25 protein-coding genes are annotated in these 26,171 nt (G+C 67.0%); 21 read left to right on the top strand and 4 right to left on the bottom strand.

The features are described 5' to 3' along the window. Positions 1–10 precede the first annotated feature (10 nt). The 3 genes from rfbA to ACQKLX_RS08665 all read left to right on the top strand — a co-directional run bounded on the left by rfbA (position 11) and on the right by ACQKLX_RS08665 (position 3,322). Positions 11–889, top strand: coding sequence for a glucose-1-phosphate thymidylyltransferase RfbA (gene rfbA, locus ACQKLX_RS08675; RefSeq protein WP_427361184.1), 879 nt, complete (start codon positions 11–13; stop codon positions 887–889). A gap of 120 nt (positions 890–1,009) precedes the next feature. Continuing rightward, a complete protein-coding gene (locus ACQKLX_RS08670; RefSeq protein WP_427361183.1) occupies positions 1,010–2,422 on the top strand; it encodes an FAD-binding oxidoreductase in 1,413 nt (470 codons plus the stop codon). A gap of 105 nt (positions 2,423–2,527) precedes the next feature. Further along, entirely contained in the window at positions 2,528–3,322 is a 795-nt protein-coding gene (locus ACQKLX_RS08665; RefSeq protein WP_427361182.1) for an IclR family transcriptional regulator, read from the top strand. On the opposite strand, the gene ACQKLX_RS08660 is transcribed toward ACQKLX_RS08665, so the two are convergent. Both ACQKLX_RS08660 and ACQKLX_RS08655 read right to left on the bottom strand, forming a co-directional pair. Then, complete coding sequence (locus ACQKLX_RS08660) at positions 3,319–4,191, bottom strand: beta-keto acid cleavage family enzyme (protein ID WP_427361181.1); 873 nt, start codon at positions 4,189–4,191, stop codon at positions 3,319–3,321. The two genes, ACQKLX_RS08665 and ACQKLX_RS08660, sit on opposite strands and share 4 nt — an antisense overlap. 12 nt (positions 4,192–4,203) lie before the next feature. Continuing rightward, entirely contained in the window at positions 4,204–5,577 is a 1,374-nt protein-coding gene (locus ACQKLX_RS08655; RefSeq protein WP_427361180.1) for an aspartate aminotransferase family protein, read from the bottom strand. 96 nt (positions 5,578–5,673) lie between these two features. On the opposite strand from ACQKLX_RS08655, the gene ACQKLX_RS08650 reads away from it, so the two are divergent. From ACQKLX_RS08650 to ACQKLX_RS08615, 8 genes are all read left to right on the top strand, one after another. Then, a complete protein-coding gene (locus ACQKLX_RS08650) occupies positions 5,674–6,867 on the top strand; it encodes a CaiB/BaiF CoA transferase family protein (RefSeq protein WP_427361179.1) in 1,194 nt (397 codons plus the stop codon). Beyond that, positions 6,864–7,790: an SMP-30/gluconolactonase/LRE family protein gene (locus ACQKLX_RS08645; protein WP_427361178.1), complete on the top strand. Its 927-nt coding sequence runs from the start codon at positions 6,864–6,866 to the stop codon at positions 7,788–7,790. The genes ACQKLX_RS08650 and ACQKLX_RS08645 overlap by 4 nt, the downstream gene beginning before the upstream one ends. Continuing rightward, positions 7,787–8,698, top strand: coding sequence for a dihydrodipicolinate synthase family protein (locus ACQKLX_RS08640; RefSeq protein ID WP_427361177.1), 912 nt, complete (start codon positions 7,787–7,789; stop codon positions 8,696–8,698). The genes ACQKLX_RS08645 and ACQKLX_RS08640 overlap by 4 nt, the downstream gene beginning before the upstream one ends. A gap of 1 nt (position 8,699) precedes the next feature. Continuing rightward, on the top strand, positions 8,700–8,978 hold the full coding sequence (locus ACQKLX_RS08635; protein WP_427361176.1) for a (2Fe-2S)-binding protein: 279 nt from the start codon (positions 8,700–8,702) through the stop codon (positions 8,976–8,978). Then, positions 8,975–10,393 carry an FAD-dependent oxidoreductase gene (locus ACQKLX_RS08630; protein WP_427361175.1) on the top strand — a complete coding sequence of 473 codons (1,419 nt, stop codon included), beginning with the start codon at positions 8,975–8,977 and terminating at the stop codon, positions 10,391–10,393. Before ACQKLX_RS08635 ends, ACQKLX_RS08630 begins: the two co-directional genes overlap by 4 nt. After that, entirely contained in the window at positions 10,390–11,496 is a 1,107-nt protein-coding gene (locus ACQKLX_RS08625) for an NAD(P)/FAD-dependent oxidoreductase (RefSeq protein ID WP_427361174.1), read from the top strand. Before ACQKLX_RS08630 ends, ACQKLX_RS08625 begins: the two co-directional genes overlap by 4 nt. A 96-nt stretch (positions 11,497–11,592) precedes the next feature. Next, positions 11,593–12,222 (top strand): protocatechuate 3,4-dioxygenase subunit alpha, encoded by a 630-nt coding sequence (pcaG, locus tag ACQKLX_RS08620; RefSeq protein WP_427361173.1) that lies wholly within the window; start codon positions 11,593–11,595, stop codon positions 12,220–12,222. A gap of 14 nt (positions 12,223–12,236) precedes the next feature. Beyond that, positions 12,237–12,914: a dioxygenase family protein gene (locus tag ACQKLX_RS08615; protein ID WP_427361172.1), complete on the top strand. Its 678-nt coding sequence runs from the start codon at positions 12,237–12,239 to the stop codon at positions 12,912–12,914. Between the two features lie 10 nt (positions 12,915–12,924). Here ACQKLX_RS08615 and ACQKLX_RS08610 read toward each other — a convergent pair whose 3' ends face one another. Continuing rightward, positions 12,925–13,839 carry a DMT family transporter gene (locus ACQKLX_RS08610; RefSeq protein WP_427361171.1) on the bottom strand — a complete coding sequence of 305 codons (915 nt, stop codon included), beginning with the start codon at positions 13,837–13,839 and terminating at the stop codon, positions 12,925–12,927. A 122-nt stretch (positions 13,840–13,961) separates the two neighbouring features. Between ACQKLX_RS08610 and gcvA the strand changes: the two genes are divergently transcribed. Further along, on the top strand, positions 13,962–14,873 hold the full coding sequence (gene gcvA, locus ACQKLX_RS08605) for a transcriptional regulator GcvA (protein WP_427361170.1): 912 nt from the start codon (positions 13,962–13,964) through the stop codon (positions 14,871–14,873). A gap of 48 nt (positions 14,874–14,921) precedes the next feature. Here gcvA and ACQKLX_RS08600 read toward each other — a convergent pair whose 3' ends face one another. Continuing rightward, positions 14,922–16,247 (bottom strand): MFS transporter, encoded by a 1,326-nt coding sequence (locus ACQKLX_RS08600; RefSeq protein ID WP_427361169.1) that lies wholly within the window; start codon positions 16,245–16,247, stop codon positions 14,922–14,924. 183 nt (positions 16,248–16,430) lie between these two features. Here ACQKLX_RS08600 and cyoA point away from each other — a divergent pair, with 183 nt between their 5' ends. The 9 genes from cyoA to ACQKLX_RS08555 all read left to right on the top strand — a co-directional run bounded on the left by cyoA (position 16,431) and on the right by ACQKLX_RS08555 (position 26,105). Continuing rightward, a complete protein-coding gene (gene cyoA / locus ACQKLX_RS08595; RefSeq protein ID WP_427361168.1) occupies positions 16,431–17,513 on the top strand; it encodes a ubiquinol oxidase subunit II in 1,083 nt (360 codons plus the stop codon). 19 nt (positions 17,514–17,532) lie between these two features. Continuing rightward, on the top strand, positions 17,533–19,533 hold the full coding sequence (gene cyoB / locus ACQKLX_RS08590) for a cytochrome o ubiquinol oxidase subunit I (protein WP_427361167.1): 2,001 nt from the start codon (positions 17,533–17,535) through the stop codon (positions 19,531–19,533). Positions 19,534–19,543: 10 nt separating this feature from the next. Then, positions 19,544–20,173: a cytochrome o ubiquinol oxidase subunit III gene (gene cyoC / locus ACQKLX_RS08585; RefSeq protein WP_427361166.1), complete on the top strand. Its 630-nt coding sequence runs from the start codon at positions 19,544–19,546 to the stop codon at positions 20,171–20,173. Next, positions 20,170–20,550 (top strand): cytochrome o ubiquinol oxidase subunit IV, encoded by a 381-nt coding sequence (gene cyoD / locus ACQKLX_RS08580; protein WP_427361165.1) that lies wholly within the window; start codon positions 20,170–20,172, stop codon positions 20,548–20,550. The genes cyoC and cyoD overlap by 4 nt, the downstream gene beginning before the upstream one ends. 8 nt (positions 20,551–20,558) lie before the next feature. Next, entirely contained in the window at positions 20,559–21,302 is a 744-nt protein-coding gene (locus ACQKLX_RS08575; RefSeq protein WP_427361164.1) for an SURF1 family protein, read from the top strand. A gap of 108 nt (positions 21,303–21,410) precedes the next feature. Further along, positions 21,411–22,295: a MurR/RpiR family transcriptional regulator gene (locus tag ACQKLX_RS08570; RefSeq protein ID WP_427361163.1), complete on the top strand. Its 885-nt coding sequence runs from the start codon at positions 21,411–21,413 to the stop codon at positions 22,293–22,295. 296 nt (positions 22,296–22,591) lie between these two features. Continuing rightward, a complete protein-coding gene (locus ACQKLX_RS08565; RefSeq protein WP_427361162.1) occupies positions 22,592–23,740 on the top strand; it encodes a mandelate racemase/muconate lactonizing enzyme family protein in 1,149 nt (382 codons plus the stop codon). Positions 23,741–23,757: 17 nt separating this feature from the next. After that, positions 23,758–24,516 carry a creatininase family protein gene (locus ACQKLX_RS08560; RefSeq protein ID WP_427361161.1) on the top strand — a complete coding sequence of 253 codons (759 nt, stop codon included), beginning with the start codon at positions 23,758–23,760 and terminating at the stop codon, positions 24,514–24,516. A 56-nt stretch (positions 24,517–24,572) separates the two neighbouring features. Beyond that, a complete protein-coding gene (locus ACQKLX_RS08555; RefSeq protein WP_427361160.1) occupies positions 24,573–26,105 on the top strand; it encodes an ABC transporter substrate-binding protein in 1,533 nt (510 codons plus the stop codon). The last annotated feature ends 66 nt before the right edge of the window (positions 26,106–26,171 follow it).

The raw sequence follows: 26,171 nt of genomic DNA, 5'->3' as shown, positions 1-26,171 counted from the left end.
AGGAGACAACATGAAGGGGATCATCCTCGCCGGCGGTAGCGGCACGCGGCTTCACCCGATGACCATGGTGACGTCGAAGCAGCTCCTGCCCGTCTACGACAAGCCGATGATCTACTATCCGCTCTCGACGCTGATGCTCGCCGGCATCCGCGAGATCCTGATCATCTCGACGCCGGAGGACGCTCCCCGCTTCGAGGCGCTGTTCGGCAGCGGCGAGCGCTGGGGCCTCAAGCTCTCCTATGCGATCCAGCCGAAGCCGGAAGGGCTGGCGCAGGCCTATCATATCGGTGCCGATTTCGTCGCCGGCGGCCCCTCCGCCCTGATCCTCGGCGACAATCTCTATTATGGCGACGGCCTCACCGGCGTGCTGCACCGCGCCGCCGCCCGGACCAGTGGAGCGACCGTCTTCGCCTATCGGGTCAGCGATCCTGAGCGTTACGGCGTCGTCTCCTTCGACGCAGCCGGCAAGGCGCTCTCGATCGAGGAGAAGCCCAAGCTGCCGCGCTCGCATTGGGCGGTGACCGGTCTCTATTTCTATGACGAGCAGGTGGTCGAAATCGCCCGCAAGCTGAAGCCCTCGGCCCGCGGCGAGCTCGAGATCACCGATATCAACCGTGCCTATCTCGAACGCGGCGCCCTCAATGTCGAGCGGCTTGGCCGCGGCTATGCCTGGCTCGACACCGGCACGCCGGATTCCCTCGTCGAGGCCTCGGAGTTCGTGCGCACGCTGGAGCGCCGCCAGGGCTTCCGCATTGCCTGCCCCGAGGAGATCGCCTTCGAGAACGGCTGGATCGACCGCGAGCAGTTGCGCGCGCTTGGAGAAGCCCTGTCGAAGAGCGGCTATGGCCAGTACCTGCTCGGCGTCGCCAGGCGCGACCATTCGGCCTGACGCCGCACTTCCCCTGCCAATGCAGAGCGCTCATGCTGCATCGGTGCTGGCCGAGAACAATGAGCTGGCCGAGATTGCAGCGCAGCCGCGCCGAAGATGTGCACGAGGATCGCAGACCCAATGAACGCCCCCGCCACCGCGTCCGGCACCTTTCGACACCCCGCCCTCGACGACCTGGCCGCTTCCTTGCGCGACCTCCTCGGCCCGCGCTGCTCGACATCGGACAGCGAGCGCGAACATCACGGCCATGGCGAATCCTATCACCCGACCAAGGCCCCGGACCTCGTCTGCTATCCGGCGACGACCGAAGAAGTCAGCCAGATCGTGAAACTCTGCCATCAGGCGAAGGTGCCGGTCATCCCGTTTGGCGCCGGCACATCGCTTGAAGGCCATGTCGTCGCGCTGCATGGCGGCGTCTGTATCGACCTTTCGCGCATGAACGCGATCACCGCCGTCAATGCCGAGGATCTCGACTGCACGGTCGAGGCCGGCGTCACCCGCAAGCAGCTCAACGAACACCTGCGTGACACCGGCCTGTTCTTCCCGGTCGATCCCGGCGCCGACGCCACCCTCGGCGGCATGACAGCGACGCGCGCCTCGGGCACCAACGCGGTGCGCTACGGCACGATGAAGGACAATGTGCTGGCGCTCACCGTCGTGCTCGCCGACGGCACCGTCCTGAAGACCGGCGGGCGCGCCCGCAAATCCTCGGCCGGCTACGATCTCACCCGCCTCTTCGTCGGCTCGGAGGGCACGCTCGGCGTCATCACCGAGATCACGCTGCGGCTCTATGGCATTCCAGAAGCCAGCTCGGTCGCGGTCTGCTCCTTCCCGGACATCGCCAGCGCCGTCAATTGCGCGATCGAGACGATCCAATGCGGCATCCAGGTCGCCCGCGTCGAGCTGCTCGACGAGACCTGCATGCGCGCCATCAACCGCCACAACAATCTGAGCTATCCCGAGACGGTCGCGCTCTTCCTCGAGTTCCACGGCACGGAAGCGGCGGTCGTCTCGCAGGCTGAGACCGTGCAGATGCTTGCCGAAGGCCATGGCGGTGAGGGCTGGCGCTTCGCCACCAGTACCGAAGAGCGCAACAAGCTCTGGCAGGCCCGGCACAACATGCATTACGCGCTACTCGCTTTGCGCCCCGGCGCCAGCAGCTGGGGCACCGACACCTGCGTGCCGATCTCCCAGCTCGCCGCCTGCATCACCGAGATCAAGGAGCAGGCCAAGGATGCGCCTTTCCCGGTCACGGCGCTCGGCCATGTCGGCGACGGCAATTTCCACATGGGCTTCCTGATCAGTATGGATTCGCCCGAGGAGATCCGCGAGGCCGAGCGGCTGAACGGCCTCCTGGTCAACCGCGCCATCGAGCTCGGCGGCACCTGCACCGGCGAGCACGGCGTCGGCTACGGCAAGGCGAAATTCCTGCGCAAGGAGCATGGCGACGCCGCCGTCGAGGTGATGCGCACGCTGAAGGCGAGCCTCGACCCCGACAACATTATGAACCCGGGCAAGGTGCTGCCGGCCTGACCACGGCAGCAACCGCCCTTGTACCGCTCGCCTTGGGCGTGACCGCAGCGCACAACTGTTTTACATGCAAATGGAACGGTGACCCCTGAGGCGAGTCGACAACGCATGGACGACGCGGCGGATGCGGAAACGCAGCACAAGAACCACGCGGTCTATTTCGTGCCCGGCCTGCATCGCGGCCTGCGTGTCCTCGAAATCGTCGCAGCGGCGCGCCGGCCGCTGAGCATCACCGAGATCGCCTCGGAGCTCGGCCTGACGCGCTCCTCGGTCTTCCGCCTGATCTATACGCTCCGGCACATGGGCTTCCTCGAGGAGGAGCAGTCGAAGCAGTTCGCGCTCGGCCCGCGCGTTCTCAATATCGGCTTCGCCTTCCTGGCCTCGAAGGACATCATCGAGATCGCCCGTCCCGAGCTCGAGGCACTGCGCGACGAGACTTTGGTCTCGGCCCATCTGGCGATCCGCGACGAACGCGACGTGCTCTATTTGAGCTGCGTGCAGACCCGCTCGGGTTTCCTCAGCAACATGAATGTCGGCTCGCGCGTCCCGGCCTATGCCTCGCCTATGGGCTGGCTGCTGCTCGCCGGTCTGCCGCAGGCGGAGCTGGAGGAGCTCTTCCGCAAGGAGCGCTACGTGTCGCTGACCAGCCAGACTCCGACCTCGACGCCAGAGCTGATCGCCACGGTGGAAGCGGCGGCGGCGCGCGGACATGTCGTCAGCCGCGGCGTGATGGAGGCGGCCGGCAGCTCGATCTCGGCGCCCATCGTCGACCGGCGCGGCACGGTCGTCGCGGCGATCGACATCTCCGGACCGGACTCGGCTTTCGACCTCGACCAGATCGACGGCCGCTACCTCGCCGCGGTCAGGGCCGCGGCCAAGCGGATTTCCGAACGGCTGGGCTAGAGGCCGAGGATCGCCCGCGCCTCGGCCGGCGTCGCGAGCGCGCCACCCAGGCTCTCGATGATCGTGCCGGCCTTCTCGACCAGCTCGGCATTGTCCCGCGCCAGCACGCCCTTGCGGATATAGACATTGTCCTCCAGGCCGACCCGGACATGGCCGCCGAGCAGGAAGGCCTGCGCCAGCAACGGGAACTCATGCCGGCCGATGCCGAAGGCGGCCCAGATGCAGTCCGGCGGCAATTGCGAGGCGAAATAGACCAGAGTCTGCGGATTAGGGATCGCGCCATAGCGCACGCCGAGCACGATCTGGATCAGCAACGGATTGCGCAGCACCCCGTCCGCCTGCAACGCCCTAGCGAGCTGCAGGTCGCCGCCATCGAACAGCTCCAGCTCGGGCAGGACGCCGGCGGCATAGATCCGCCGCGCCATCTCGGTGACGTTGCGCGGCGTGTTGATCACCACCGCGCTGCCAGAGAACATGGTGTTGAGGTCCAGCGTACAGATTTCCGGCTTCAGCGCCTCGATATGCGCGACCCGCCGCTCCGGCGTGGTCAGCGTCGTCCCCGGCGCCGCGACCTTGGGATCGTCAAGGCTCGGAATGAAGCGCCCGCCCTCCCCGGTCGAGAGATTGAGGATGACGTCCGAGCCGGATTGCCGGATGCGGTCGACGATCTCGGTGAAGAGGGCAAGGTCCATCGTGCCCTTGGTCGTGGCTGGGTCGCGGGCATGCAGATGCACCACCGCCGCGCCGGCCTTGCCCGCCTCGATGGCAGCGGCGGCGATCTCGGCCGGCGTCACCGGCAGGCCGGGATGCTGCTCGCGCGTCGTCAGATTGCCGGTGACGGCGCAGGTCAGGATGGTCTTGCGTGACAAGGCTGCGTCTCCTCAGGCGGCGCTGCGGGCGGCCGGCAGGGTCGCGGCGAGCGCCGCCCCGAGCTTCCCAACGATCTCGTCGACATGGCCGGCATCGATGGTGAAGGGCGGCGCCAGCAAGACGTGATCACCGTTGACGCCATCGGCCGTGCCGCTCGACGGATAGCAGATCAGCCCGAGCCCCTGCGCCGTCTGCTTGATCCGGGCGGCAAGCCCCTCCTTCGCCGCGAAAGGCTGCTTGCTGTCGCGGTCGGCGACCAGTTCGAGCGACTGCAGCAGCCCCCTTCCCCGGATGTCGCCGACATGCGGATGCTGGCCGAAGGCCTCGTTCAGCCGGCGCGACAGCAGCGCGCCCATGCGCTGGACGTTGTCGAGCAGCCCCTCCTCCTTGATCGTCTCGATCACCGCGATCGAGGCGGCGCAGGCGACAGCATGGCTCATATAGGTGTGGCCATTGGCGAGTAGGCCGGAGCCGGCCTCGATCGCGCCGGCGACGCGTTCGCTCGCCATGGTCGCCGCGATCGGCTGGTAGCCCGCCCCCAGCCCCTTGGCGATGGTGATGATGTCCGGCCTGACGCCCTCCTGCGCGCTGACGAACATCGCGCCGGCCCGGCCCATGCCGCACATCACCTCGTCGGCGATGAAGAGCACGCCATGTCGGTCGCAGATCTCGCGGATGCGGGCGAAATAGCCGGGAACGGCGGTGACGCTGCCGAGAGTCGCCCCGACGATCGGCTCGGCGATGAAGGCGGCAACATTTTCCGGGCCGAGGCGCCGGATCTCGGCATCGAGCTCATCGGCGACGCGCAGGCCGTAAGCCTCTTCCGTCTCGTCATCGCGCTGGTCGCGATAGGCGTAGCAGGGCGAAATCTGCGAGGTCTCGATCAGGATCGGCTGGTACAGCGCCCGCCGCCCGGCATGACCGCCGACCGCGAGGGCGCCGAGCGTATTGCCGTGATAGCTCATCCGCCGCGAGATGAAGCGGCTGCGCTGGGGCTGGCCGATCTCGACGAAATACTGCCGCGCCAGCTTGAGCGCCGCTTCCATCGCCTCCGAGCCGCTGCCGAGGAAGGCGACGCGGCCACTGCCGAAACCGGCCGGGGCACGCTCGACCAGCATCTGCGCCAACCGCTCGCTCGGCTCGTTCGTGAAGAAGGAGGTGTGGGCGTATTCAAGCTTGCCGAGCTGCGCGATGATCGCCGCGGTGACGCGCGGATGACCATGGCCGAGACAGGACACCGCCGCACCGCCGCTGGCATCGAGATAGCGCCTACCCTCGGCATCGACGAGGTGGACGCCCTCTCCCACCAGAGCGAGCTGCGGCGTGCTGCGGAGGTTGCGATGAAGGACCGCGGACGCGTTCGCCCGGGAGCTGGATTGTGACATGGCGCTCTCCGCAACCACAAGAATTATGTTGATATGCAAAACACATTTTCGTATGAGAAACAAGAACGGAGTGGTCGAGCCTTGAGCCCGCGATCTTTGAGCCCATCACGGCAGCGTCCCTTTCACGGCATCCGGGTGCTCGACCTCACCCATGTGCTCGCCGGCCCGTTCTGCGCCTATCAGCTCGCTCTGCTCGGCGCCGATGTCGTCAAGATCGAGCCACCGCTAATGCCGGACACGGCGCGCGGCCGCGGACCGGACGGCGCCCTCAACGCCGCCGGCCTCGGCATCAACTATCTCGTGCAGGGCTCGAACAAGCGCTCGCTCGCCCTAGACCTCGCCTCCGAGGAGGGCCGGACGATCCTGCTCGACCTCGTCGATGGCGCCGATGTGCTGGTCGAGAATTATCGCGCCGGCGCGCTGGAGGCTCTCAGCCTCGGGGCAGAGGCCCTGTGCGCCCGCAATCCCCGCCTGATCCATTGCTCGATCACCGGCTTCGCCCGCGGCCATGAGCGCGAGGCGGTCAACGCCTATGACAATGTCATCCAGGCGGCCTCGGGCGTGATGGCGCGCACCACCGGCCGTTCCGGTGAGCCGGTGAAATCGGGCGCCTCCTTCATCGACTACGCCACCGGCTATGCCGCAGCCTTCGCGATCTCGGCCGCCCTGTTCCAGCGCCAAGCCAGCGGCAAGGGCCAGGTCATCGATTGCGCCATGTTCGACACGGCGCTGACGCTGATGGCGCCGGAAGCCGCCGCCGCACTCTACGAAGGCCCGGCCCAGCCGCGTCCGAAGGAGGCCGGGCTCGGCACCTATGAGACCGCCGACGGCCTGCTGATGCTCGGTGCCTTCAACACCAGACAGAACAGGCGGCTGTGGGAGGCGCTCGGCCGGCCCGACTTCGCCGCGCTCGACAGCTGGCCGGACCTCTGGGGAGCCTCCCGGATGATGCGCGAGGCGCTCGTGCCGATCATGCGCACCCGCTCGGCGGCGGAGTGGGAGGATTATCTACACACGATCGGCATCCCGGCCGAGCGCGTCCGCACGCTGGACGAGGCCGCCCGCCTGCCGCATCTGCGCGCGCGCGGCTTCTTCCATATGCTCGACGCAGCTTTGCTGGGTGCCGCGCCCGTCGCGGTGCCGCTCGCACCCTTCACTTATGCCGCGGCCGGCCCGGCGATCGACCGGCCCCCGCCGCGGCTCGGCGAGCACAGCGCCGACATCCTCGCCGAGATCGGGCGCTCGTCGGCTGAGGTCGAGGCCCTGAGAGCGCAAGGCGTGATCGCATGATCGCCGCTGCCTTCCCCCGGCACGAGGCCGAGCTCTTCACCCGCCTGCCGCAGGATCTGCACTGGACCGGCGAGCCGACCGACTGGGTCCGCACGACGCGGCCCGGCCAGCGCCTGCATTCCTTCCTGGAAGGCCCGTGCTTCGATGCCGACGGGCATCTCTGGCTGGTCGACGTGCCTTATGGCCGCTTGTTCAGGATCGCGCCGGACGGCAGCTGGCAGCTCGCCTTCCAGTACGATGGCGAGCCCCATGCCTTGCGCCCGCGCGGCGACGGTACCTGGCTGATCGTCGACTACCGCCACGGCCTGCTCGCCTTCGATCCCGCCGCGAACACCGTGACGGCGCTGTGCGCGCGGGTGAACACCGAGCCTTTCCGCGGTCTCAGCGATCTCACCATCGCGCCGAACGGGGACATCTGGTTCACCGATGCCGGCCGCACCAGCCTCTCGGACCCGACCGGACGGGTCTACCGGCTGCGCCAAAGCGAGACGAAGCCCGAGCTGATCCTGGCCAACGTCCCTTATCCGAACGGCATCGTGCTCTCGCCGGACGGCAAGCTGGTCTATCTCGCTGCGACGCGCGCCAATGCCGTCTGGCGCTTCATGGCCGAGGCGCCCGATCCCGCCTGGCCGATGGTCGGCACCTTCCTGCAGCTCTCCGGCGGCCTCGGCCCGGACGGGCTCGCGGTCGACGCCTCCGGCCGGCTCGCCATCGCCCAGGCCCAGGCCGGGCGGATCTATCTGGTCGATGCCCTCGGCGATCCGCTCGCAGTGATCCACACGCCGGGCGGGCTCTGGACCACCTCCTGCGCCTTCTCGCCCGACCAATCGACGCTGTTCATCGTCGAGGCGCAGACCGGCAGCGTCTTCCGCATTTCCATGGCCACGCTTCTCGCAGGCTCCGCTTCAGGACGATCCTCATGACCATGTTGACGAAGGACACGCTCAGGGGCTTCGTGCCGGCCATCGTCACGCCCTTCGACGCGCGCGGCGAGATCATGGCGGACGCGTTCTCCGACATCGTCGAGCATCTGATCGGCATCGGCGCGCAGGGCATCTGCGTCGCCGGCGACAACGGCGAGAGCTGGGCGCTCGACCGCGACGAGCGCGCCCGCCTGACGCGCATCGCCGTCGAGCGCAGCGCCGGCCGCGTGCCGGTGATGATGGGCTGCACAGCGCCGGGCTCGCGGCAGACGATCCAGTACGCGCAAGCTGCCCGCGATGCCGGCGCCAGCGGCATCCTGGTGATGCCGCAGACCTATGTGCTGAAGACGACGCGCGAGGAATTGCTGCGGCGCTTCGAATTGCTCGGCAAGGCGGTCGACATGCCGATCGTGCTCTACAATTCGCCCCGCCGCGCCGTGATCGAGCTCTCGATCGACGATGTCGAGGCGATCACCGGCGTCGCCCCGGTCGTCGGCATCAAGGAATCCAATCGCGACATCGGCCATCTGACCCGGCTGATCCGGCGCATGGGCGACAGGATCGCGGTGATGGTCGGCCCGGCCTATTACATCCTCGTCGGCAGTGCGCTCGGTGCGCCCGGCTTCATCGCCACCGGCCCGGAACTGCTCGGCAAGACCGCCGGCCGTCTGATGGAGATCGGCCGCAAGGCGCCCGATGCCGATTATGTCGACGCCCACCAGAAGCTGACCATCGTCTACGAGACGCTGATGTCGCTCGGAACCTGGCCCTCCTCGTTCAAGGCGGCGCTCAATCTGCAAGGCCTACCGGCCGGCGTGCCACGCGATCCGCTGCTGCCGCTCGGCGGAGCCCAGCTCGACAAGCTCCGCGCCACCCTCGACGAACTCGGCCTGTTACCCGGCCGCTGAGATGGCAGGCGACCTGCGCATCGGCTCCGCCCGGACGCGGACGGTCAGCTTCCGCTTCGACGGCGAGACGCTGACCGCGCGGGAGGGCGAGACGCTCGCCGCCGCGCTCTATGCGCAGGGACGGCGCACGCTCCGTATCAGCCGCGACGATGGCGGTCCGCGCGGCGCCTTCTGCTTCATGGGCGTCTGCCAGGAATGCGTCGTTGCGATCGACGGCCGGCTGACGGAAGCCTGCCGCACGCCGGTGCATGAGGGTCTGGTCGTGGAGAGCGTGCGGTGAGCGACTACGATCTCATCGTGCTCGGCGCCGGCCCCGCCGGGGCTGCCGCGGCGATCAAGGCTCGCAGCCTCGGCCTCCGCGTCGCCGTGATCGACGAGGCACCGGCTGCCGGCGGCCAGGTCTACCGCGCGCCCTCCCTTGCGCTGACGGCAACGGAGCCCGATGCCGACCGGGCGAAGGGCGGCGAATTGCGGGAGAAGCTCGCCGCCAGCGGCGCCGTTCTCTACGCCAGCCACCGCGTCTGGTCGCTGACTCCGGGCTTCTCCGTCATCGCGATCGGTCCCGACGGTCCGCTGACGCTCGAAGCGCCCAATCTCATCGTCGCCGCCGGTGCTATCGAGCGGCACATCCCCGTTTCCGGCTGGACCTTGCCCGGCGTGATCGGGCTCGCCGGCGCGACCATCCTGCTCAAGGCCCATGGCGTGCTACCGGGACGCCGCGTCGTCGTCGCGGGTTCTGGCCCCCTGCTCCTGCTCGTCGCCAGCAAGATCGTCGCGGCTGGCGGCGAGGTCGCAGCCGTGGTTGATGCAGCGCCACGTACCGGCTGGCTCGCCAGGGCCGGCGCGATGCTGGCGCGGCCCGATCTGATAGCCAAGGGTGCGGGCTGGCTGCTCGCGCTGCTGAAGGCGCGGGTTCCGATCCATTCGGGGGCGGCGATCCGCGCCATTCACGGCACTGTTGGAGTCGAAGCCGTCACAATCGGCCCGGTCGATCGGGATTGGCGACCGGTTGATGGTGCAAAGCACACGATCGCTACCGATTCCGTCTGCCTCGGCTTCGGCCTGCTGCCCTCCACCGAGGTCACACGGTTGCTCGGCGCCGGGCATCGCTACGAGCCGGAGCTGGGCGGCTGGATACCCACCGTGGACGCCTCGCTGCAGACCTCCGTGCCCGGCTTGTTCGTCGCTGGCGATGGCGCTGGCGTGCGCGGGGCCGATGCCGCCCCGCTCTCCGGTGAGCTTGCGGCGCTCGGCGTTAACAGCCGGCTCGGGCGTGGCGGCGATCTCGCCAGCCAGGCTGCGAAGATCGAAGCTGCCTGGCACAGATCGAGCCGCTTCGGCGCGGCGATGTCGGCGCTCGCCATGCCGCCACCCGGCGCCGCCGCGATGATCGCTGCCGAGACGACCGTCTGCCGCTGCGAGGGCCTGACCCGCACCACCCTCGACATGGCGATCGCGGCCGGCACCAGGACACTCGCCGATCTCAAGGCGACGACGCGCTGCGGTATGGGCCCCTGCGGCGGTCGCGTCTGTGGCGAGGCGGCGGCGATGCTGATCGCGGCCGCGACCGGCTGGAATCGCGAGACGATCGGCCAGCCGAGCGCGCGCCCTCCGTTGCGCCCGGTGCCGCTCGCGGCGATCACCGGCGCCTTCGACTATGACGACCTGCCCATTCCCGCCCCGGCCCCGCTATGAGCGCGCTCTACGATCTCGCCGTCATCGGCGGCGGCATCTTGGGCAGCGCCGCCGCCTGCCGCGCCGCGGAAGGCGGCATGCGCACGGTCGTCGTCGAGCAGCAGACGCTCGGCAGCGGCGCCTCAGGCGTCAATGCCGGCACGCTCTCGCTGCAGATCAAGCGCGTCAAGCTGATGCCCTATGCGATCAAGGGCCATGAACTCTGGGAGCGGGCCGGCGAGCGCGTCGGCTTCCACAAGACCGGCGGCATCACCCTCGCCTTCAACCAGCGCGAGGCCGAGCTCCTGCACGAGCGCATGGCGCTGAAGCGCGAGGCCGGCGCGCCGATCGAGCTGATCACGCCGGCGCGTGTCGCCGAGCTCGAGCCCAATCTGTCGCGCAAGGTCGTCGCTGCGAGTTGGTGCGCCGAGGATGGCTACGCCAATGCCAGCCTGTCCGGCGCCTACTACCGCACTCTGCTCGACGCCACCGGCGTCGAGATCCGCGAGCGCACACCGGTCACCGCGATCGACCGCAGCGGCGGCGCTTTCGAACTTGCGACGCCGGCCGGCACCATTCGGGCGACGCGGCTGCTGCTCGCCTGTGGCGCCTGGCTGAAGAGCGCCGGCGCGCTGCTCGGGCTCGACCTGCCCGTCCGTGCCCGCGTCAACACCGTCTCGGTCACCGAGCGTGGCCCGGCGCTGGTGGACACTGTGATCGGCCACGCGACCGGCCTGCTCACCCTGAAGCAGAAGCCGAACGGCAGCGTCCTGATCGGCGGCGGCTGGCAGGGCACCGGCTCGCCGGATCAGGGCCGTGGCTCGGTCGATCCGGCGACGCTGTTGCCGAACCTGCAGCTCGCCATGTTCGCCGTGCCGGGGCTCGACCGCTTCCGCGTCGTGCGCTCCTGGACCGGCTTCGAAGCCAATGTGCCGGATTTCTATCCCCTCGCCGGCGCGGCGCCGGGCATCGACAATGCTTTTCTGCTCGGCTGCGTCCGCGGCGGCTATACCATCGGCCCCTATATCGGCGCGCTGATGGGCGACCTCATCCTCGGCCGCGAACCGGAGCTGCCGCTTTTCGATCCCGGCCGCTTCGCGACCGAGGCCTCGGCGGCGGCCTGATCCTCACGCTACGTTGATTAAACAAAGTTTTGTATATAAACAAAATCGAACCAAGGAGGACGGCATGCCGGAGGAATCGTCGATCGAGGTCGCGCGATGAGCGCTGCGCCCGTCACCACCAACCGGCTCGCACCGCTCGCCGAGGACACGGTCGGTCCGTACTATCCCTATTCCTTCATCGACGGAGACCGCAGCGACCTGACGCGCCTGCATTACGGGCTGAGTGTCGGGCCGCAGGGGCAGCAGATCATACTGCGCGGGCGCCTGCTCGACAGCGACGGCGCCATCGTCGACGACGCGCTGGTCGAGTTCTGGCAGGCTAACGCCGCCGGCATCCCGCGCACGCCGGACAATGACGGCCATCCCCTGCTCGACCCGTTCTTCGACGGCTTCGGCCGGCTGATCACCACGACCGAGCCTTTTGCCTTCCGGACGATCAAGCCGGGCGCGCTTCCTGCCGCGGGCGGCATGGCGGCCCGCGCCCCGCACATCACCGTGACGATGTTCTCCGACGGGATCACCCGGCTGGTCACGCAGATCTTCTTCGACGACGAGCCGGAGGCGAATGCGCAGGACCCGCTGCTCGCGAGTCTGCCGGTCGAGTTGCGCGAGCGCCTGGTCGCCAGGCGGGTCGAGGCCTCTGCGGACGGCCCTGCCGTCTACGAGATCGCGATCGTGATGCGCGGCCCGGGCGAGACGCCCTTCTTCGACGACCTTTCGAGCTGAGCGGAGGCGAAGCGATGTCCCGGATCATCGACCGCGGTCGCCTGATGCTGCCGGGCCCCACCGACGGGGCGGCAGAACGGCGCGTGCCGAGCAAGCGTCTGCATCTCATCCCGGAAGCGGCCCGGCGCAGCTTCGTGCCCTGGGTCACCGACCTGCCCGGGCTCAAGCTCGGCGAAAACGACCTGACCCGGATCGCGCCCAGCCGGCCGCAAGCCGAAGGCGAGGTCATCGAGATTTCCGGCCATGTCCTCGACGAGTTCGGCCGCCCGGTCCGCAACACCCTGGTTGAAATCTGGAACGCCAACAAATGGGGCCGCTACACCCATGTGAAGGACCCGGTGCGCGAGCGGCTCGACCCGAACTTTCTCGGCTTCGGCCGGACCATGACCGACGAGGCCGGGCGCTATCGCTTCCGCACCATTATGCCGGGCTCTTATCTGGCGCGGCCGGATATCGACCGCTGGCGCCCCGCCCATGTCCATGTCTCGATTCGCGGCGGCTCGGCACGGCTGATCGCCCAGATGTATTTCGCGGGCGATCCGCATCTTGCCCGCGACCCGATGTTCATCCTGCTCGGCGAAGCCCAGCCGCGCCATTTCGGCAACCTGGCAGGGCAAGGTCCGAACGGCGAAGCGCTCTATCGCTGGGACATCGTCATCGGCGGGCGCAACACCGCTTATTTCGAGAGCTGAGGCGGGCGAGCTACGCTGCCGCCTTGCGCCGCTCGGTGACGGTGAGCGCAAGGCCGCCGAGCACGAGCAGGACGCCGAGGACGAAGAACAGCCCGAGCTCGTCGCCGAACATGGCGGCCGCGGCGGCGACACCGACGACCGGCTGCAGATACTGGATGCCGGCGGCGATGCGCGCCGGCACCGTGCGCAGCAGATGCAGCCAGAGGAACAGGCCCGCCACCGTTACCACGAGGCCGAGATAGACCGCCGTGGCGAGGCCCGTAGCCGTCACCTGGAACGGCACATGCGCCATCTCCCAGGCCGTCCAGGGCAGGAGCGCAAGGAAGCCGAAGACGGTGCTCCAGGCCGCGACAGTCGCAGTGCCGTATTGCTCGGTCAGCTCGACGCTCCAGACATAGTAGAAGGCGATGGTCACGGCTGAGAGCAGAACCAGCGCCGCGCCGGCAAGCGTGGTCTGCGATGTCGCGATGGCCGCATCGCCGCGCCCGGAGGCGACCAGGGCGATGCCGGCGAAGGCGGCCAGCAGCCCCAGCGCCTGGAGACTCGATACCGATTGCCGCAAGCGCGCGGCGGCGAAGACGACGACGAAGATCGGGATGGTCGCGGAGATGATGGTCGCGACCGAGGCCGAGGTGCCGACGACACCAAAAGTCTGCGCCACCTGGCCGATGCCGATGCCGAGGACGCCGAGCGCCGCGACGCGGGGCAGCGCGCGGCGCGGCAGGCGCTGCTTGCCGATGACGAGCAGGAACATCAGCGGCAAGGCGATCCCGAAACGCAAGGCGGTCAGCGTCAACGGCGGCAATGTGAGCAGGCCGAGTTTGGTGATCGGAATCGAGACGCCCCACATCAGCGCGAGCAGCAGCATCGCCGCGAAGCTGCCGACCGAGGGGCTGTAGCGAGTGGCCAGTGCCGTTTGGCTCATGGGCGTGTCTGCGTGTTGGAGGCGTCGCGGCGACATATGAGATCGTTGCAGCCTGTAGGTCTTCCACCGGCTTCCGACAAACCATTTGTCGTCACATCATGAGTGAGCCAAACTCACACGTCATGTCACCGCTCGACCGCCTTCCGCCCCTACAGACGCTCCGCGCCTTCGAGGCGGCCGGGCGGCTGTCGAGCATGACGCTGGCGGCGGAGGAACTGAACGTCACCCATGGCGCGGTGAGCCGCCACATCAAGACGCTGGAAGCGCATCTCGGCCTCGCCCTGTTCGAGCGCCTGACCCGGCGGATCGTGCTGACCGAGGCGGGCGCCGAATTCCTCCCTGTCGTGACCCGGAATCTCACGGAGCTGACCAGGGAAGCCGAACGCCTGCGCAGCCTGAACGCCGCGACGCGCCTGACGCTCAGCACCAGCGTGTCGCTGGCCAGCAAATGGCTGGCGCCACGCCTGCACCGGCTGATGCTCCGTCTCCCGGACTACGACGTCCATCTCGACGTCACCGACATCAATGTCGATCTGGCCGATGGGCGTATCGACGCCGCCGTGCGCTACGGCACCGGGCACTATCCCAACGCGGTCGCGGAACGGATCCTCGACGAGACCGTCACGCCCATGTGCAGCCCTTCCTACTGGAGCAGGACCGGCGCCTGGTCGTCACCGACGGAACTCGCGCGCTGCACTCTGCTGCATGAGGACCGCATGCTGGCGAACTGGGAACAGTGGTTCGCGCTGGCAGGCCTGGCCAAGCTGCGCAGTCGCGGCCCCGCCTATAGCCATGGCAGCCTCGCGATCGAAGCCGCCCTGCGCGGCGAAGGCGTCGTGCTGGGCCGCAGCGTGCTCGTGGCTGAGGACCTCGCCGCCGGACGCCTCGTCGCGCCCTTCCCTGAGCTGAAGCTCAAGGCCGAGCGCGGCTACGATCTGGTCTATCGCCCCGGGACCCAAGATCATCCGAAGGTGCGCGCGGTGCGAGACTGGCTCGCCGACGAGATCCGGCTTTTCCTGAGCAGCACGGGATAAACGAACCGACCGCCGCCCAAGGAAAGCCATCCCCTCGGGCAAACCATCTCACTCGTAGCGGGCTTCCGACCGCCGATCGATCGCCAGCGCCGCCAGCGTGCAGATTGCGCCCGAAAGCAGGTAGATGCCGACCCAGGCGAGACCGAAGGTGCTCGACACCGTCAGCGCGACCAGCGGCGCAAAGCCCGCGCCGAGCAGCCAGGCGAAATCGGAGGTGAGCGCCGCGCCGGTATAGCGATATTGCGGGCCGAAGCTGCTCGCGACTGCGCCGGCAGTCTGGCCATAGGCCAGGCCGAGCAGGCCGAAGCCGATGATCACATAGATCGTCTGCCCGGCGAGGCTGTCGCCGAAGAGCAGCGGGGCAACGACGCTCGACAGGCTGAACAGGCCGATCATCGCGCCGGAGAGCAGCAGCGTGTTGCGGCGCCCGATCTGGTCGGCGATCAGGCCGGAGGTGACGATCGCGCCGGCGCCGACCACGCCGCCGGCCGCCTGCACCAGCAGGAACTCCGAGACCGAGCGGTCAGTGAAGAGGTTGATCCAGCTGACCGGGAAGATAGTGACGAGGTGGAAGAGCGCGAAGCTTGCCAGCGGCACGAAGGCGCCGAGGACGAGTGTGCGGCCATGGACGCGGATGAGCTCGGACACCGGTACCGGCACGAGTTCGCGCGTTTCCATCAGCTGGGCGAATTCATGGGTCGCAACCATGCGCAGGCGCGCGAACAGCGCCACGACGTTGATCGTCAGCGCGACGAAGAAGGGATAGCGCCAGCCCCAGCCGAGGAAATCCTCCTTCCCGAGCGCGCCTTCGAAATAGGCGAAGAGCCCGGCGGCAAGGATGAAGCCGAAAGGGGCGCCCAGTTGCGGCAGCATGGCATACCAGCCGCGCCGGTTGGCGGGCGCGTTGAGGGCGAGCAGCGAGGACAGCCCGTCCCAGGCGCCGCCGAGCGCGATACCCTGCAAAAGGCGGAAGGCCGTGAGGATGACGCAGGACCAGATCCCGATCGTCTGGTAGCCCGGCAGGAAGGCGACGGCCGCCGTCGAGCCGCCGAGCAGGAAGAGCGCGACGGTAAGCTTGGTCGCGCGGCCGTAGTGGCGGTCGATCGCGAAGAACAGCACCGAGCCGAGCGGGCGCGTCACGAAGGCCAGCGCGAAGATGCCGAAGCTGTAGAGCGTGCCGGTGAGTCGATCGACGAAGGGGAAGACCAGCTCGGGAAAGACCAGCACGCAGCCGAGGCCGAAGACGAAGAAGTCGAAATATTCCGAAGTCCGCCCGATGATGACGCCGAGCGCGATATCGGCGGGGCTGACATGGTCCCGCCCGTGATCTTCCGCCAGATGGCCTGATGACTGGACCGTCGCGTCAGCGCTCATGGCCGCGGATTCCTAAGCTGGCGGGCGCCCGGAGAGTCCGGACTTGCCCGCACCTCTGACAAATGGATACGGTGGATCAAAGCAACCCGTCAAACTGCCTCGCTGGGACAGATTGTCCGATGTGCGGCTTGAAAGAATGGACCTAGAGAACCGCTATTCCTGATCGGGGAGGCTTCGACTCTCTTGCGGATCTTTCGCGTCATAGCGGTTCTGCCGCTCATTGCCCTTCTCGGCGGCTGCCAGTGGGTGCTGCTCTCGCCGTCCGGCGACATCGCACTGCAGCAGCGAAACCTCCTGTTCGCTTCGACAGCATTGATGCTGCTGATCATCATCCCGGTGATGGCGCTGACGATCTTCTTCGCCTGGCGTTACCGTGCCTCGGCCAAGGCTGACTACGATCCGGACTGGAACCATTCGCTGCCGCTCGAGGTGGTGATCTGGTCGGTGCCGCTGCTGATCATCGTCGTCATCGGCGCGATGACCTGGATGGGCACGCATCTGCTTGATCCCTACCGGCCGCTCAACCGCATCGCCCCCGGCAAGCCGATCGTCGAGGCGCGCGCCGGCAGCAGCGGGATCAGGAAGCAGCCGCTGGTGATCCAGGTCGTGGCGCTCGACTGGAAGTGGCTGTTCCTTTACCCGGCGCAGGGCATCGCCTCGCTCAATGAGGTGGTGGCGCCGGTCGACCAGCCGATCGAGTTCCGCATCACCTCCTCCGCGGTGATGAACTCGCTCTTCATCCCCGCCCTCGCCGGCCAGATCTACGCCATGCCGGGCATGCAGACGAAGCTCAACGCGGTGATCAACCATCCCGGCGAATTCGAGGGGTTCTCGGCCAATTACAGCGGCGCAGGCTTCTCCGACATGCGCTTCCGCTTCCGCGGCGTCACCGACGCAGCCTTCGGCGAATGGGTCCAGGGCGCGATCCGCAGCGGCAGCACGCTCGGGCGCGACGAATATCTCGTGCTGGAGCGGCCGAGCGAGCGCGAGGCGGTCCGCTATTTCCGCGACATCCCGTCCGATCTGTTCAGCGCCATCCTCAACATGTGCGTCGACCGCGCCAAGATGTGCACGCGCGACATGATGGCGATGGACGCCAAGGGGGGTGGCGGCAAGGAGGGTATTCATACCGTCGCAGCGCTCGAATACGACAAGAGCGTGCGCCGCGGCGGGCAGCCGCTGCCGCCGCGCCCGTTCGTGATGGCGATCTGCACGCCGACCGATGTCTACGGCGCCGCGGGCGTGACCGCCCGCGCCGTCAACTGAGCCGCGAGACGAGGCGAACATGACCTCCTATCCCGACTGGTGGAAGTTCCTCTTCGGACGCCTCACCCTCGAATCGTTCCCCTATCACGAGCCGATCCTGGTCGTGACCTTCGCCGTCGTCCTGCTCGGCGGGCTGGCGCTGGTGGCGCTGATCACGAAATACAAGCTCTGGGGCTATCTCTGGCACGACTGGTTCACCAGCGTGGACCACAAGAAGATCGGGATCATGTACATGATCCTCGGCGTCATCATGCTGCTGCGCGGCTTTGCCGACGCGCTGATGATGCGCGGCCAGCAGGCAATCGCCTTCGCCGGCAATGAGGGCTACCTGCCGCCGCACCATTACGACCAGATCTTCACCGCCCATGGCGTGATCATGATCTTCTTCGTGGCGATGCCCTTCGTCACCGGCCTGATGAATTATGTCGTGCCGCTGCAGATCGGCGCGCGTGACGTCGCCTTCCCCTTCCTCAACAATTTCAGCTTCTGGATGACCGTCGGCGGCGCCGTGCTGATCATGGCCTCGCTCTTCATCGGCGAGTTCGCCAAGGTCGGCTGGCTCGCCTATCCGCCGCTATCGGGGGCCGCCTACTCGCCCGGGGTAGGCATGGACTACTATCTCTGGGGCCTGCAGATCGCAGGCATCGGCACGACCTTGTCCGGCGTCAACCTGATCGCGACCATCGTCAAGATGCGCGCGCCCGGCATGGACATGATGAAGATGCCGGTCTTCACCTGGACGTCGCTGTGCACCAACGTGCTGATCGTCGCGACTTTCCCGATCCTGGCGGCGACGCTCGCGCTGCTGACGCTCGACCGCTATGTCGGCACCAACTTCTTCACGAACGATCTCGGCGGCAACCCGATGATGTACGTGAACCTGATCTGGATCTGGGGCCACCCGGAGGTCTACATCCTGATCCTGCCGATTTTCGGCGTCTATTCCGAGGTCGCCTCGACCTTCTGCGGCAAGCGCCTCTTCGGCTACGCCTCGATGGTCTATGCGACCGTGGTCATCACCATCCTGTCCTACCTGGTCTGGCTGCATCACTTCTTCACGATGGGCTCGGGCGCCAGCGTGAACTCCTTCTTCGGCATCACGACGATGATCATCTCGATCCCGACCGGGGCGAAGATCTTCAACTGGCTGTTCACGATGTATCGCGGCCGCATCCGCTTCGAACTGCCGATGATGTGGCTGCTTGCCTTCATGATCACCTTCGTCATCGGCGGCATGACCGGCGTCATGCTCGCGGTGCCGCCGGCCGATTTCGTGCTGCACAACAGCCTGTTCCTGATCGCCCATTTCCACAACGTCATCATCGGCGGCGTGGTCTTCGGCGTCTTCGCCGGCATCGCCTACTGGTTCCCCAAGGCCTTCGGCTTCAAGCTCGACCGGTTCTGGGGCGTCCTCTCCTTCTGGTTCTGGGTGATCGGCTTCTACGTCGCCTTCATGCCGCTCTACATCCTCGGCCTGATGGGCGTGACGCGCAGGCTCAGCCGCTTCGAGGACCCCTCGCTGCAGATCTGGTTCGTGATCGCGGCGTTCGGCGCAGTGCTGATCGCCCTCGGCATCGCCTGCTTCCTGATCCAGATCGGCGTCAGCATCCTGCGCCGCGAGCAATTGCGCGACACGACCGGCGACCCCTGGGACGGGCGCACGCTGGAATGGTCGACCTCATCGCCGCCGCCGGCCTACAACTTCGCCTTCACGCCGATCGTGCATGACCTCGACGCTTACGCCGACATGAAGAAGCGCGGCTATCAGCGCCCGCTCGGCGGCTTCCGGCCAATCCACATGCCCAGGAACACCGGGGCTGGCGTGATCATCGCAGGCCTCGCGACGATCTGCGGCTTCGCGCTGATCTGGTACATCTGGTGGCTGGCGGCGCTCTCCTTCGTCGGCGTGCTGGCCGCCGTGATCATCCACACCTTCAACTACGATCGCGACTTCCACATTCCGGCCGACGAGGTCGTGCAGGCAGAAGATGCGCGCACTCAGCTTCTGGGTCAGGCCTGAGGGGCGGATGATGGCTCGAGCGACAGCACAGACCGCAGGCACCGCCCCGGCATTCTACGTCACCGAGGAAGAGCACGCCCACCCCGGCGGCTCGACCATGCTCGGCTTCTGGCTCTATCTGATGAGCGACTGCCTGGTCTTCGCAGTCCTCTTCGCGACCTATGGCGTGCTTGGGCGCAATTATGCGGCCGGCCCCTCCGGCGCCGACCTGTTCGACCTGAAGCTGGTGGCGGTCAACACCGCCATGCTGCTGTTCTCCTCGATCACCTATGGCTTTGCCATGCTGGCGATGGACAAGGGACGCCAGGCGGCGATGCAGGGCTGGCTCGTGGTCACCGCCCTGTTCGGCCTCGCCTTCCTCGGCATCGAGCTCTACGAATTCGCCCACCTGATCCATGAGGGCGCGACGCCGATGCGCAGCGCCTTCCTGTCCTCCTTCTTCACCCTGGTCGGCACGCACGGGCTGCATGTCACCTTCGGCCTGATCTGGCTCGCCGTGCTGATGACGCAGGTGTCGAAGCATGGGCTGATCGAGGCCAACCGGCGCCGGCTGATGTGCCTGTCGATGTTCTGGCACTTCCTCGACGTCGTCTGGATCGGCGTCTTCACCTTCGTCTACCTGATGGGCGTGCTGAAATGAGCCAGAACCACGCCGAGGCCCATGGCCACGACCACCATGACGGGCACGATTCCAACGGCGCCTCTCATGGCAGCCTGCGCGGCTATGTCACCGGCTTCCTGCTCTCCGTCGTCCTGACCGCGATCCCGTTCTGGCTCGTCATGAACGACGTGCTGGCGAACGCGACCCTGACGGCGATCGTGATCATGCTCTTCGCCGCCGTGCAGATCGTCGTCCATATGGTCTACTTCCTGCACATGAACGGCCGCTCGGAGGGCGGCTGGACCATGCTGGCGCTGATCTTCACGATCATCATCGTGGCGATCGCCCTCGCCGGCTCGCTCTGGGTGATGTTCCACCTCAACGCCAACATGATGCCCGATCCGCACAGGATGTGAGCCGGGCCGTGTCGCCTGACGCGGTCGAACGGCGCAGCGGCGCCGCGCGGGCCATCTTCATCGCCGGCCTCTGTCTGACGGCGCTGGTCTGCGCCGGTCTCGGCGTCTGGCAGGTCCAGCGGCTGAGCTGGAAGCTCGACCTTATCGCCCGTGTCGAGGCGCGCCTGAAGGCGCCGCCCGTCGCAGCGCCGGGGCCGGCTGAATGGAACGGCATCACGGCTGCGGCGGATGAATATCGCCGCGTCACCCTGCAGGGCCGCTATCTCGATGCGCCGGAGACCCTGGCCATGGCGGTGACCGAGCGCGGGCCCGGCTTCTGGGTGCTGGCGCCGTTCCGGGCCGATGCCGGCTTCACCGTCCTCGTCAATCGCGGCTTCGTGCCGAAGGAACAACGCGCGCCGGAAGACCGGCGCAAGATCCCGGGCAGCGAGGCGAAGCTGGTCGGGTTGCTCAGGCCGAGCGAGCCGGGCGGCGGCTTCCTGCGCAGCAACGATCCCGTCGCCGGCCGCTGGTATTCGCGCGATGTCACGGCGATCGCGCAGGCGCGGCAGCTCGGCGCGGTCGCGCCCTACTTCATCGATGCCGACGCCGCCACCGAGCCGGGCCCGCTACCGCAGGGCGGCATGACCCAGGTCGCCTTCCGCAACACCCATCTGGTCTACGCGCTGACCTGGTTCTGCCTCGCGCTGATGAGCGCTGGAGCCGTGGCCTACCTGGTCGGAGCCAGGCCGAAGGAACTTCAAGCAGACTGACGAGCAGCCGAACAAACACGTATGATAGTGCGCGAAGAGCGCTGTCTTGGCCAAATCCACCCGCCCATGCCAGAGATGCGCAACGCCGCAGCATGCGGGAACAGGACGATGCGCCACGTGACCAGCCTGATCGACCGCATGCGGCACGAAGCGCCCGAGATGAACCGGGCCGAGCGCAGCGTCGCCGAGATCATCCTGGCCGATATCGACGGCGCGACGAGGATCAGCACCAAGGACCTTTCCACGCAGGCGCAGGTCAGCGAACCGACCGTGGTGCGCTTCGCCCGTCGCATGGGTTGCGACGGCTTCACCGATTTCAAGATCCGCCTGGCGCAGGAATTTGCGATCGGCCGGATGTATCTCGCGGCCGAGCGCCAGCAGCCGGCCGACACCGGCAACGAGGTCGCCGAGCACGTCTACAACGCCACCATCCAGGCGCTGGCGATGGCTTTCAGCCAGCATGATCCGAAAGCGATCGAAGCGGCCGTCGACCGGCTAGACAAGGCGCGCCGGGTGTTCTGCTTCGGCGTCGGCGGCAGCTCGGCCAATGTCGCCGCCGAGGCTGAGAACCGGCTGTTCCGTCTCGATGTCGCGGCATCTTCGACGGCCGACCCCTATCAGCAGCGTGTCATGGCCGCGACCTGCGGTCCCGAGGATGCGCTGCTGATCTTCTCCGTCACTGGCAAGCCGCGCTCGCTGCTCGACAGCGCCGAGATCGCCCGCAGCCAGGGCGCCGGGGTCATCGCCGTCACCCATCCGCCGAGCCCGCTCGCCGAGCTCGCCAGCGTGCTGGTACCGCTGGAGGCCTTCGACGAGGAGAAGTTCTTCTACATGCCCAATCGCGGCCGCTACGGGCAGCTCTTCCTGCTCGACTGCATGGCGACGCTATTGGGCGCCCGCCGCATGAAGATCGTCTCGAAGAAGCTCTGGCGGGCGCGGGCCACCTTGATCGCGCTGCATGGCAGCACAGAGGGTCAGCCGATCGGCGATTGAACGACCAAAATAGTAATTTTGCTACATCTTGTCACACGCAGGCGGAAAGCGGCGAGCGCCGCCACTTCTCGTTGCTCGAGCTGCGCAGAATTTTTAGATAAATCAGCCAGACAAAGACATTTCGGCGGAACGATCGCTGCTTGAGCCGCGAACCTGGCTATCACGTCGAATTATGCCTAAGGGGCGAAAGGAGGGAAATTTTATATCGCAGCCACGGCTTTGATTGACAATAAATGTAATTTAACTACATATCTGCGTCGCGCCCTGCGCTAACGACCAGAAGACGAGCCGAGCCAATGCACCCAGCCGACGGGACGATCGTTTCCTTCCAGTTCGACGAGGTCGTGGTTCCCGCCCTTCCCGGCGTGATCAACTCCGACAGCCTGGCCAAGCCCCTGCACATGCTGCCGGTCGGCGGCAAGGCGAGCTGGAGCGTGCAGTTCGACGAACTGCCCAAGCTCATCGTCCGGATGACGCTGAAGAACGGCGTCGTCGGCATCGGCGAGTTCTACCGCGACCACGAATGGCCGCGCATCGAGGCGATCTGCGCCAATCTGATCGGCCAGTCGGTCTTCGACCTGCCGCTGCAGGACCTGCCGCTGCCGCTCTGCCGCGAATATGACGGCTTCGAATGCGTGATCTGGGACGCCTATGCCAAGACGCTCGGCGTGCCGATGCACCGGCTGCTCGGCGGCGCCATCCGCGACCGCGTCAATGTCAGCGCCTGGTCGAGCCACCGCACGCAGGACGAGGTCGGCCCCTGGGTGAAGCGCTATTTCGAGCAGGGCTACAAGGTCATCAAGTTCAAATGCGACCTCGAGGACGATGTCGCCGGCTGGTGCGCCCGCATCAAGGAATACGCGCCCGGGATGAAGGTGATCTTCGATCCCAACCAGCGCTGGGAGAACTCCGGCAATGCCCGCCCGATCATCCGGGAGCTGGAGAAGGTCGGCAACGTCCTCCTGCTGGAAGACCCGCTGCCGCGCTGGATGCTGCAGGACTTTGCGGAGCTGCGCCGTTTCTCCTCGATCCCGATCGTGCTGCACGTCTCCTTGCCTTACGTCTATCAGGGCCAGCGCCCGCATGACGCGATCAACGCCATCGCCCATGGCGCGGTCGACGGCTTCAACTTCAATTGCGGCCTCGCCAAGTTCCAGACGCTCGACCACATCGCCTCGACCGCCGGCGTCTATTGCTGGCACGGCTCGGAGGTCGATCTCGGCATCCTGGAGGCGATGTATGTGCATCAGGCCGCAGCGGCGAAGAGCTGCGTCTGGCCGAGCGACATCTTCGGCCGGATGATCCGCAGCCACGATCTGCTCGTGAAGCCGCTGACCTTCGAGCCGCCGCATGTGCGCATCCCCGACGAGGGGCCGGGCCTCGGCATCACCCTCGACGAAGCCGCAATCGCCCGCTTCCGCGTCGGCGGCCGCACGATCTCCTGAAGAGCGAGCTCAGATCCATGCGTTGGGAAACCCTGACGACCAACGAGGTCGCCGCGCTCGATCGCGACATCCCGGTCGTGCTGAACGTCGCCGCGATCGAGCAGCACGGCCCGCATCTGCCGCTGGAGACCGATGCCGTCATCGGCGATCATTTCCTGCAGGCGCTGGAGCAGAAGCTCGGCGAGCAGGTGCTGATCCTGCCACAGGTGAAGGTCTGCTGCTCCGAGCACCACATGGATTTCGCCGGCACGCTCAGTGTCCGCCACGAGACCTTCCTGGCCTATGTCGGGGACATCCTCGAAAGCGTCGTCCGCCACGGCTTCCGCAACATCGTGGTCTTCAACAGTCATGGCGGCAACCAGGCGATCGGCCAGGTGCTACTGGAGACGTTCGGCACGAAGCACCGCGACTGCCGCGTCGCTTTCCTGACCTGGTGGCGGCTCGCCGCCAAGGAACTCGGCGCGATCCGGCAAAGCGCCTTCGCCGGCGTCAATCACGCCTGCGAATTCGAGACCTCGTTGATGCTGCTCGGCGCACCGGCGAGCGTCCGCACCGCTCTGGTCTCCGGCATGAGCTATGTCGAGACCCATGACTGGGCCAATGCCGACATGATCCTGCCGGCCCGCGGCGCCCTCTTCCGCTCGATGCACGAGATGTCCGGCGGCACCGGGGTCGTCGGCGATCCCTCGCTCGCCACCCGCGAGAAGGGGCAGGCCATCACCGCCGCCGTGGTCGAGCAACTGGCCCATGTCGTGGAGACGATCAGCCGACGCTGACAAACCACGCGAAATTTTCCGAAGACCAACAGCCAAGAAAACTGGGAGGACTTGAGATGTTGCAGAAACTGGCCCGAATTGGCGCAGCGGCGCTCGCCGTTGCGCTAGGCGCTGGAGCGCCGGCTTTCGCCCAGCAGAAGGGCGGCGCGATCAATGTCGCCACCATCGGCGAGCCCAACACGCTCGACCCGATGGTCGCCGCCGGCGACCTGCTCGGCATGATCACCCAGCACTTCTACGAGACGCTCTACACCTTCGACAAGAACTGGGCGCTGACCCCGCTCCTGGCCGAGACGCTTCCGCAGATCAGCGATGGCGGCAAGGTCTACACCATCCCGCTGCGCCAGGGCGTCACCTTCCATAACGGCAAGGTGATGACCGCGCAGGACGTCGTCGCCTCGCTGAAGCGCTGGACCGAATTGGCCTCGCGCGGCAAGCTCGTCGCCGGCAACATCGCCGCGATCGAGGCCCCCGACGACAAGTCGGTCAAGATCACACTGAAGGCTCCGTTCGCGCCGCTGACCGCGCTGCTCGCCTTCAACAACTCGGCCGCGGTGATCATGCCGGCCGACAAGATGGAGAACCCGATCAAGGAGGTGATCGGCACCGGGCCCTACCAGCTCAAGGAGCGCAAGCCCGACCAGTACATCCAGCTGACCCGCTTCGACGGCTACAAGCAACGCCAGGGCGAACCCGACGGCTTCGGCGGCGCCCGCAAGCAGTATCTCGACGAGATCCGCTTCGTGCCGGTGCCGGACGCCAACACCCGCGTCGAGGGTGCGCTGGCCGGCCAGTTCGACTTCGCCGACCTGATCCCGGTCGAGGCCTATGACCGGCTGAAGGGCCAGGCCAAGACCGAGCCGGTGCTGATGCAGGGCTTCGGCTGGCCGATGTTCATCATGAACAACAAGCAGGGCATGATGACCTCCAAGGACATGCGCAAGGCTGTCCAGACGGCGCTCAACGCCGAGGACATGCTGGCCGCAGCCTTCGGGAAGCCCGAATTCTACAAGCTCGACGGCGCCATGTATCCGGAGGGCTATGCCTGGCGCAGCGATGCCGGCATCAAGGCCTATAACCAGGGCGACGCCGACAAGGCCAAGGCCCTGGCCAAGACCGCCAAATATGACGGCGCGCCGATCCGGATCCTGACCAGCCGGCAATACGAGTTCCACTACAAGATGGCGCAGGTCGCGGCCGAGTATCTGAAGGCGGCCGGCCTCAAGGTCGACCTGCAGGTCGTCGACTGGGCGACCCTGGTGCAGCGCCGGGCAGAACCCGCCCTGTGGGACATCTTCATCACCCACAGCCCGTTCCTGGCCGAGCCCGCCCTGATCGCGCCGCTGCCGGACAGCTATCCCGGCTGGTGGGCGAGCGAAGCCAAGAACAAGCTGCTCTCGGCCCTCAACGCCGAGTCGGACGAGAAGAAGCGCATCGCCATCTTCGCCGACCTGCAGAAGCTGATCTTCGACGAGGCGCCCTTCTACAAGGTCGGCGACTTCGCCGCCCTCAGCGCCAAGGCCCCGCGCCTTTCCGGCTACACGGCCTCGCCCTGGCCGTATTTCTGGAACGCCTCGCTCAAGCCCTGAGCGGCTGACGCGGCCGCCAGGCCGCTTGCGCAAGACCCGTGGCCGCGCCAGGCGCGCCGCCACGGG

The sequence above is a fragment of the Allobosea sp. NPDC003192 genome (assembly GCF_050275675.1).
Taxonomy (GTDB): domain Bacteria; phylum Pseudomonadota; class Alphaproteobacteria; order Rhizobiales; family Beijerinckiaceae; genus Allobosea.
Note: the sequence above shows the minus strand (reverse complement) of the source record. Positions and strands in the feature narration are given on the sequence as shown.

Coding starts and splice junctions, on each gene's coding strand:
- rfbA (WP_427361184.1), top strand. CDS start 11: ATGAAGGGGATCATCCTCGCCGGCGGTAGCGGCACGCGGCTTCACCCG.
- ACQKLX_RS08670 (WP_427361183.1), top strand. CDS start 1,010: ATGAACGCCCCCGCCACCGCGTCCGGCACCTTTCGACACCCCGCCCTC.
- ACQKLX_RS08665 (WP_427361182.1), top strand. CDS start 2,528: ATGGACGACGCGGCGGATGCGGAAACGCAGCACAAGAACCACGCGGTC.
- ACQKLX_RS08655 (WP_427361180.1), bottom strand. CDS start 5,577: ATGTCACAATCCAGCTCCCGGGCGAACGCGTCCGCGGTCCTTCATCGC.
- ACQKLX_RS08645 (WP_427361178.1), top strand. CDS start 6,864: ATGATCGCCGCTGCCTTCCCCCGGCACGAGGCCGAGCTCTTCACCCGC.
- ACQKLX_RS08640 (WP_427361177.1), top strand. CDS start 7,787: ATGACCATGTTGACGAAGGACACGCTCAGGGGCTTCGTGCCGGCCATC.
- ACQKLX_RS08635 (WP_427361176.1), top strand. CDS start 8,700: ATGGCAGGCGACCTGCGCATCGGCTCCGCCCGGACGCGGACGGTCAGC.
- ACQKLX_RS08625 (WP_427361174.1), top strand. CDS start 10,390: ATGAGCGCGCTCTACGATCTCGCCGTCATCGGCGGCGGCATCTTGGGC.
- pcaG (WP_427361173.1), top strand. CDS start 11,593: ATGAGCGCTGCGCCCGTCACCACCAACCGGCTCGCACCGCTCGCCGAG.
- ACQKLX_RS08615 (WP_427361172.1), top strand. CDS start 12,237: ATGTCCCGGATCATCGACCGCGGTCGCCTGATGCTGCCGGGCCCCACC.
- ACQKLX_RS08610 (WP_427361171.1), bottom strand. CDS start 13,839: ATGAGCCAAACGGCACTGGCCACTCGCTACAGCCCCTCGGTCGGCAGC.
- gcvA (WP_427361170.1), top strand. CDS start 13,962: ATGTCACCGCTCGACCGCCTTCCGCCCCTACAGACGCTCCGCGCCTTC.
- ACQKLX_RS08600 (WP_427361169.1), bottom strand. CDS start 16,247: ATGAGCGCTGACGCGACGGTCCAGTCATCAGGCCATCTGGCGGAAGAT.
- cyoB (WP_427361167.1), top strand. CDS start 17,533: ATGACCTCCTATCCCGACTGGTGGAAGTTCCTCTTCGGACGCCTCACC.
- cyoC (WP_427361166.1), top strand. CDS start 19,544: ATGGCTCGAGCGACAGCACAGACCGCAGGCACCGCCCCGGCATTCTAC.
- cyoD (WP_427361165.1), top strand. CDS start 20,170: ATGAGCCAGAACCACGCCGAGGCCCATGGCCACGACCACCATGACGGG.
- ACQKLX_RS08570 (WP_427361163.1), top strand. CDS start 21,411: ATGCGCCACGTGACCAGCCTGATCGACCGCATGCGGCACGAAGCGCCC.
- ACQKLX_RS08565 (WP_427361162.1), top strand. CDS start 22,592: ATGCACCCAGCCGACGGGACGATCGTTTCCTTCCAGTTCGACGAGGTC.
- ACQKLX_RS08560 (WP_427361161.1), top strand. CDS start 23,758: ATGCGTTGGGAAACCCTGACGACCAACGAGGTCGCCGCGCTCGATCGC.
- ACQKLX_RS08555 (WP_427361160.1), top strand. CDS start 24,573: ATGTTGCAGAAACTGGCCCGAATTGGCGCAGCGGCGCTCGCCGTTGCG.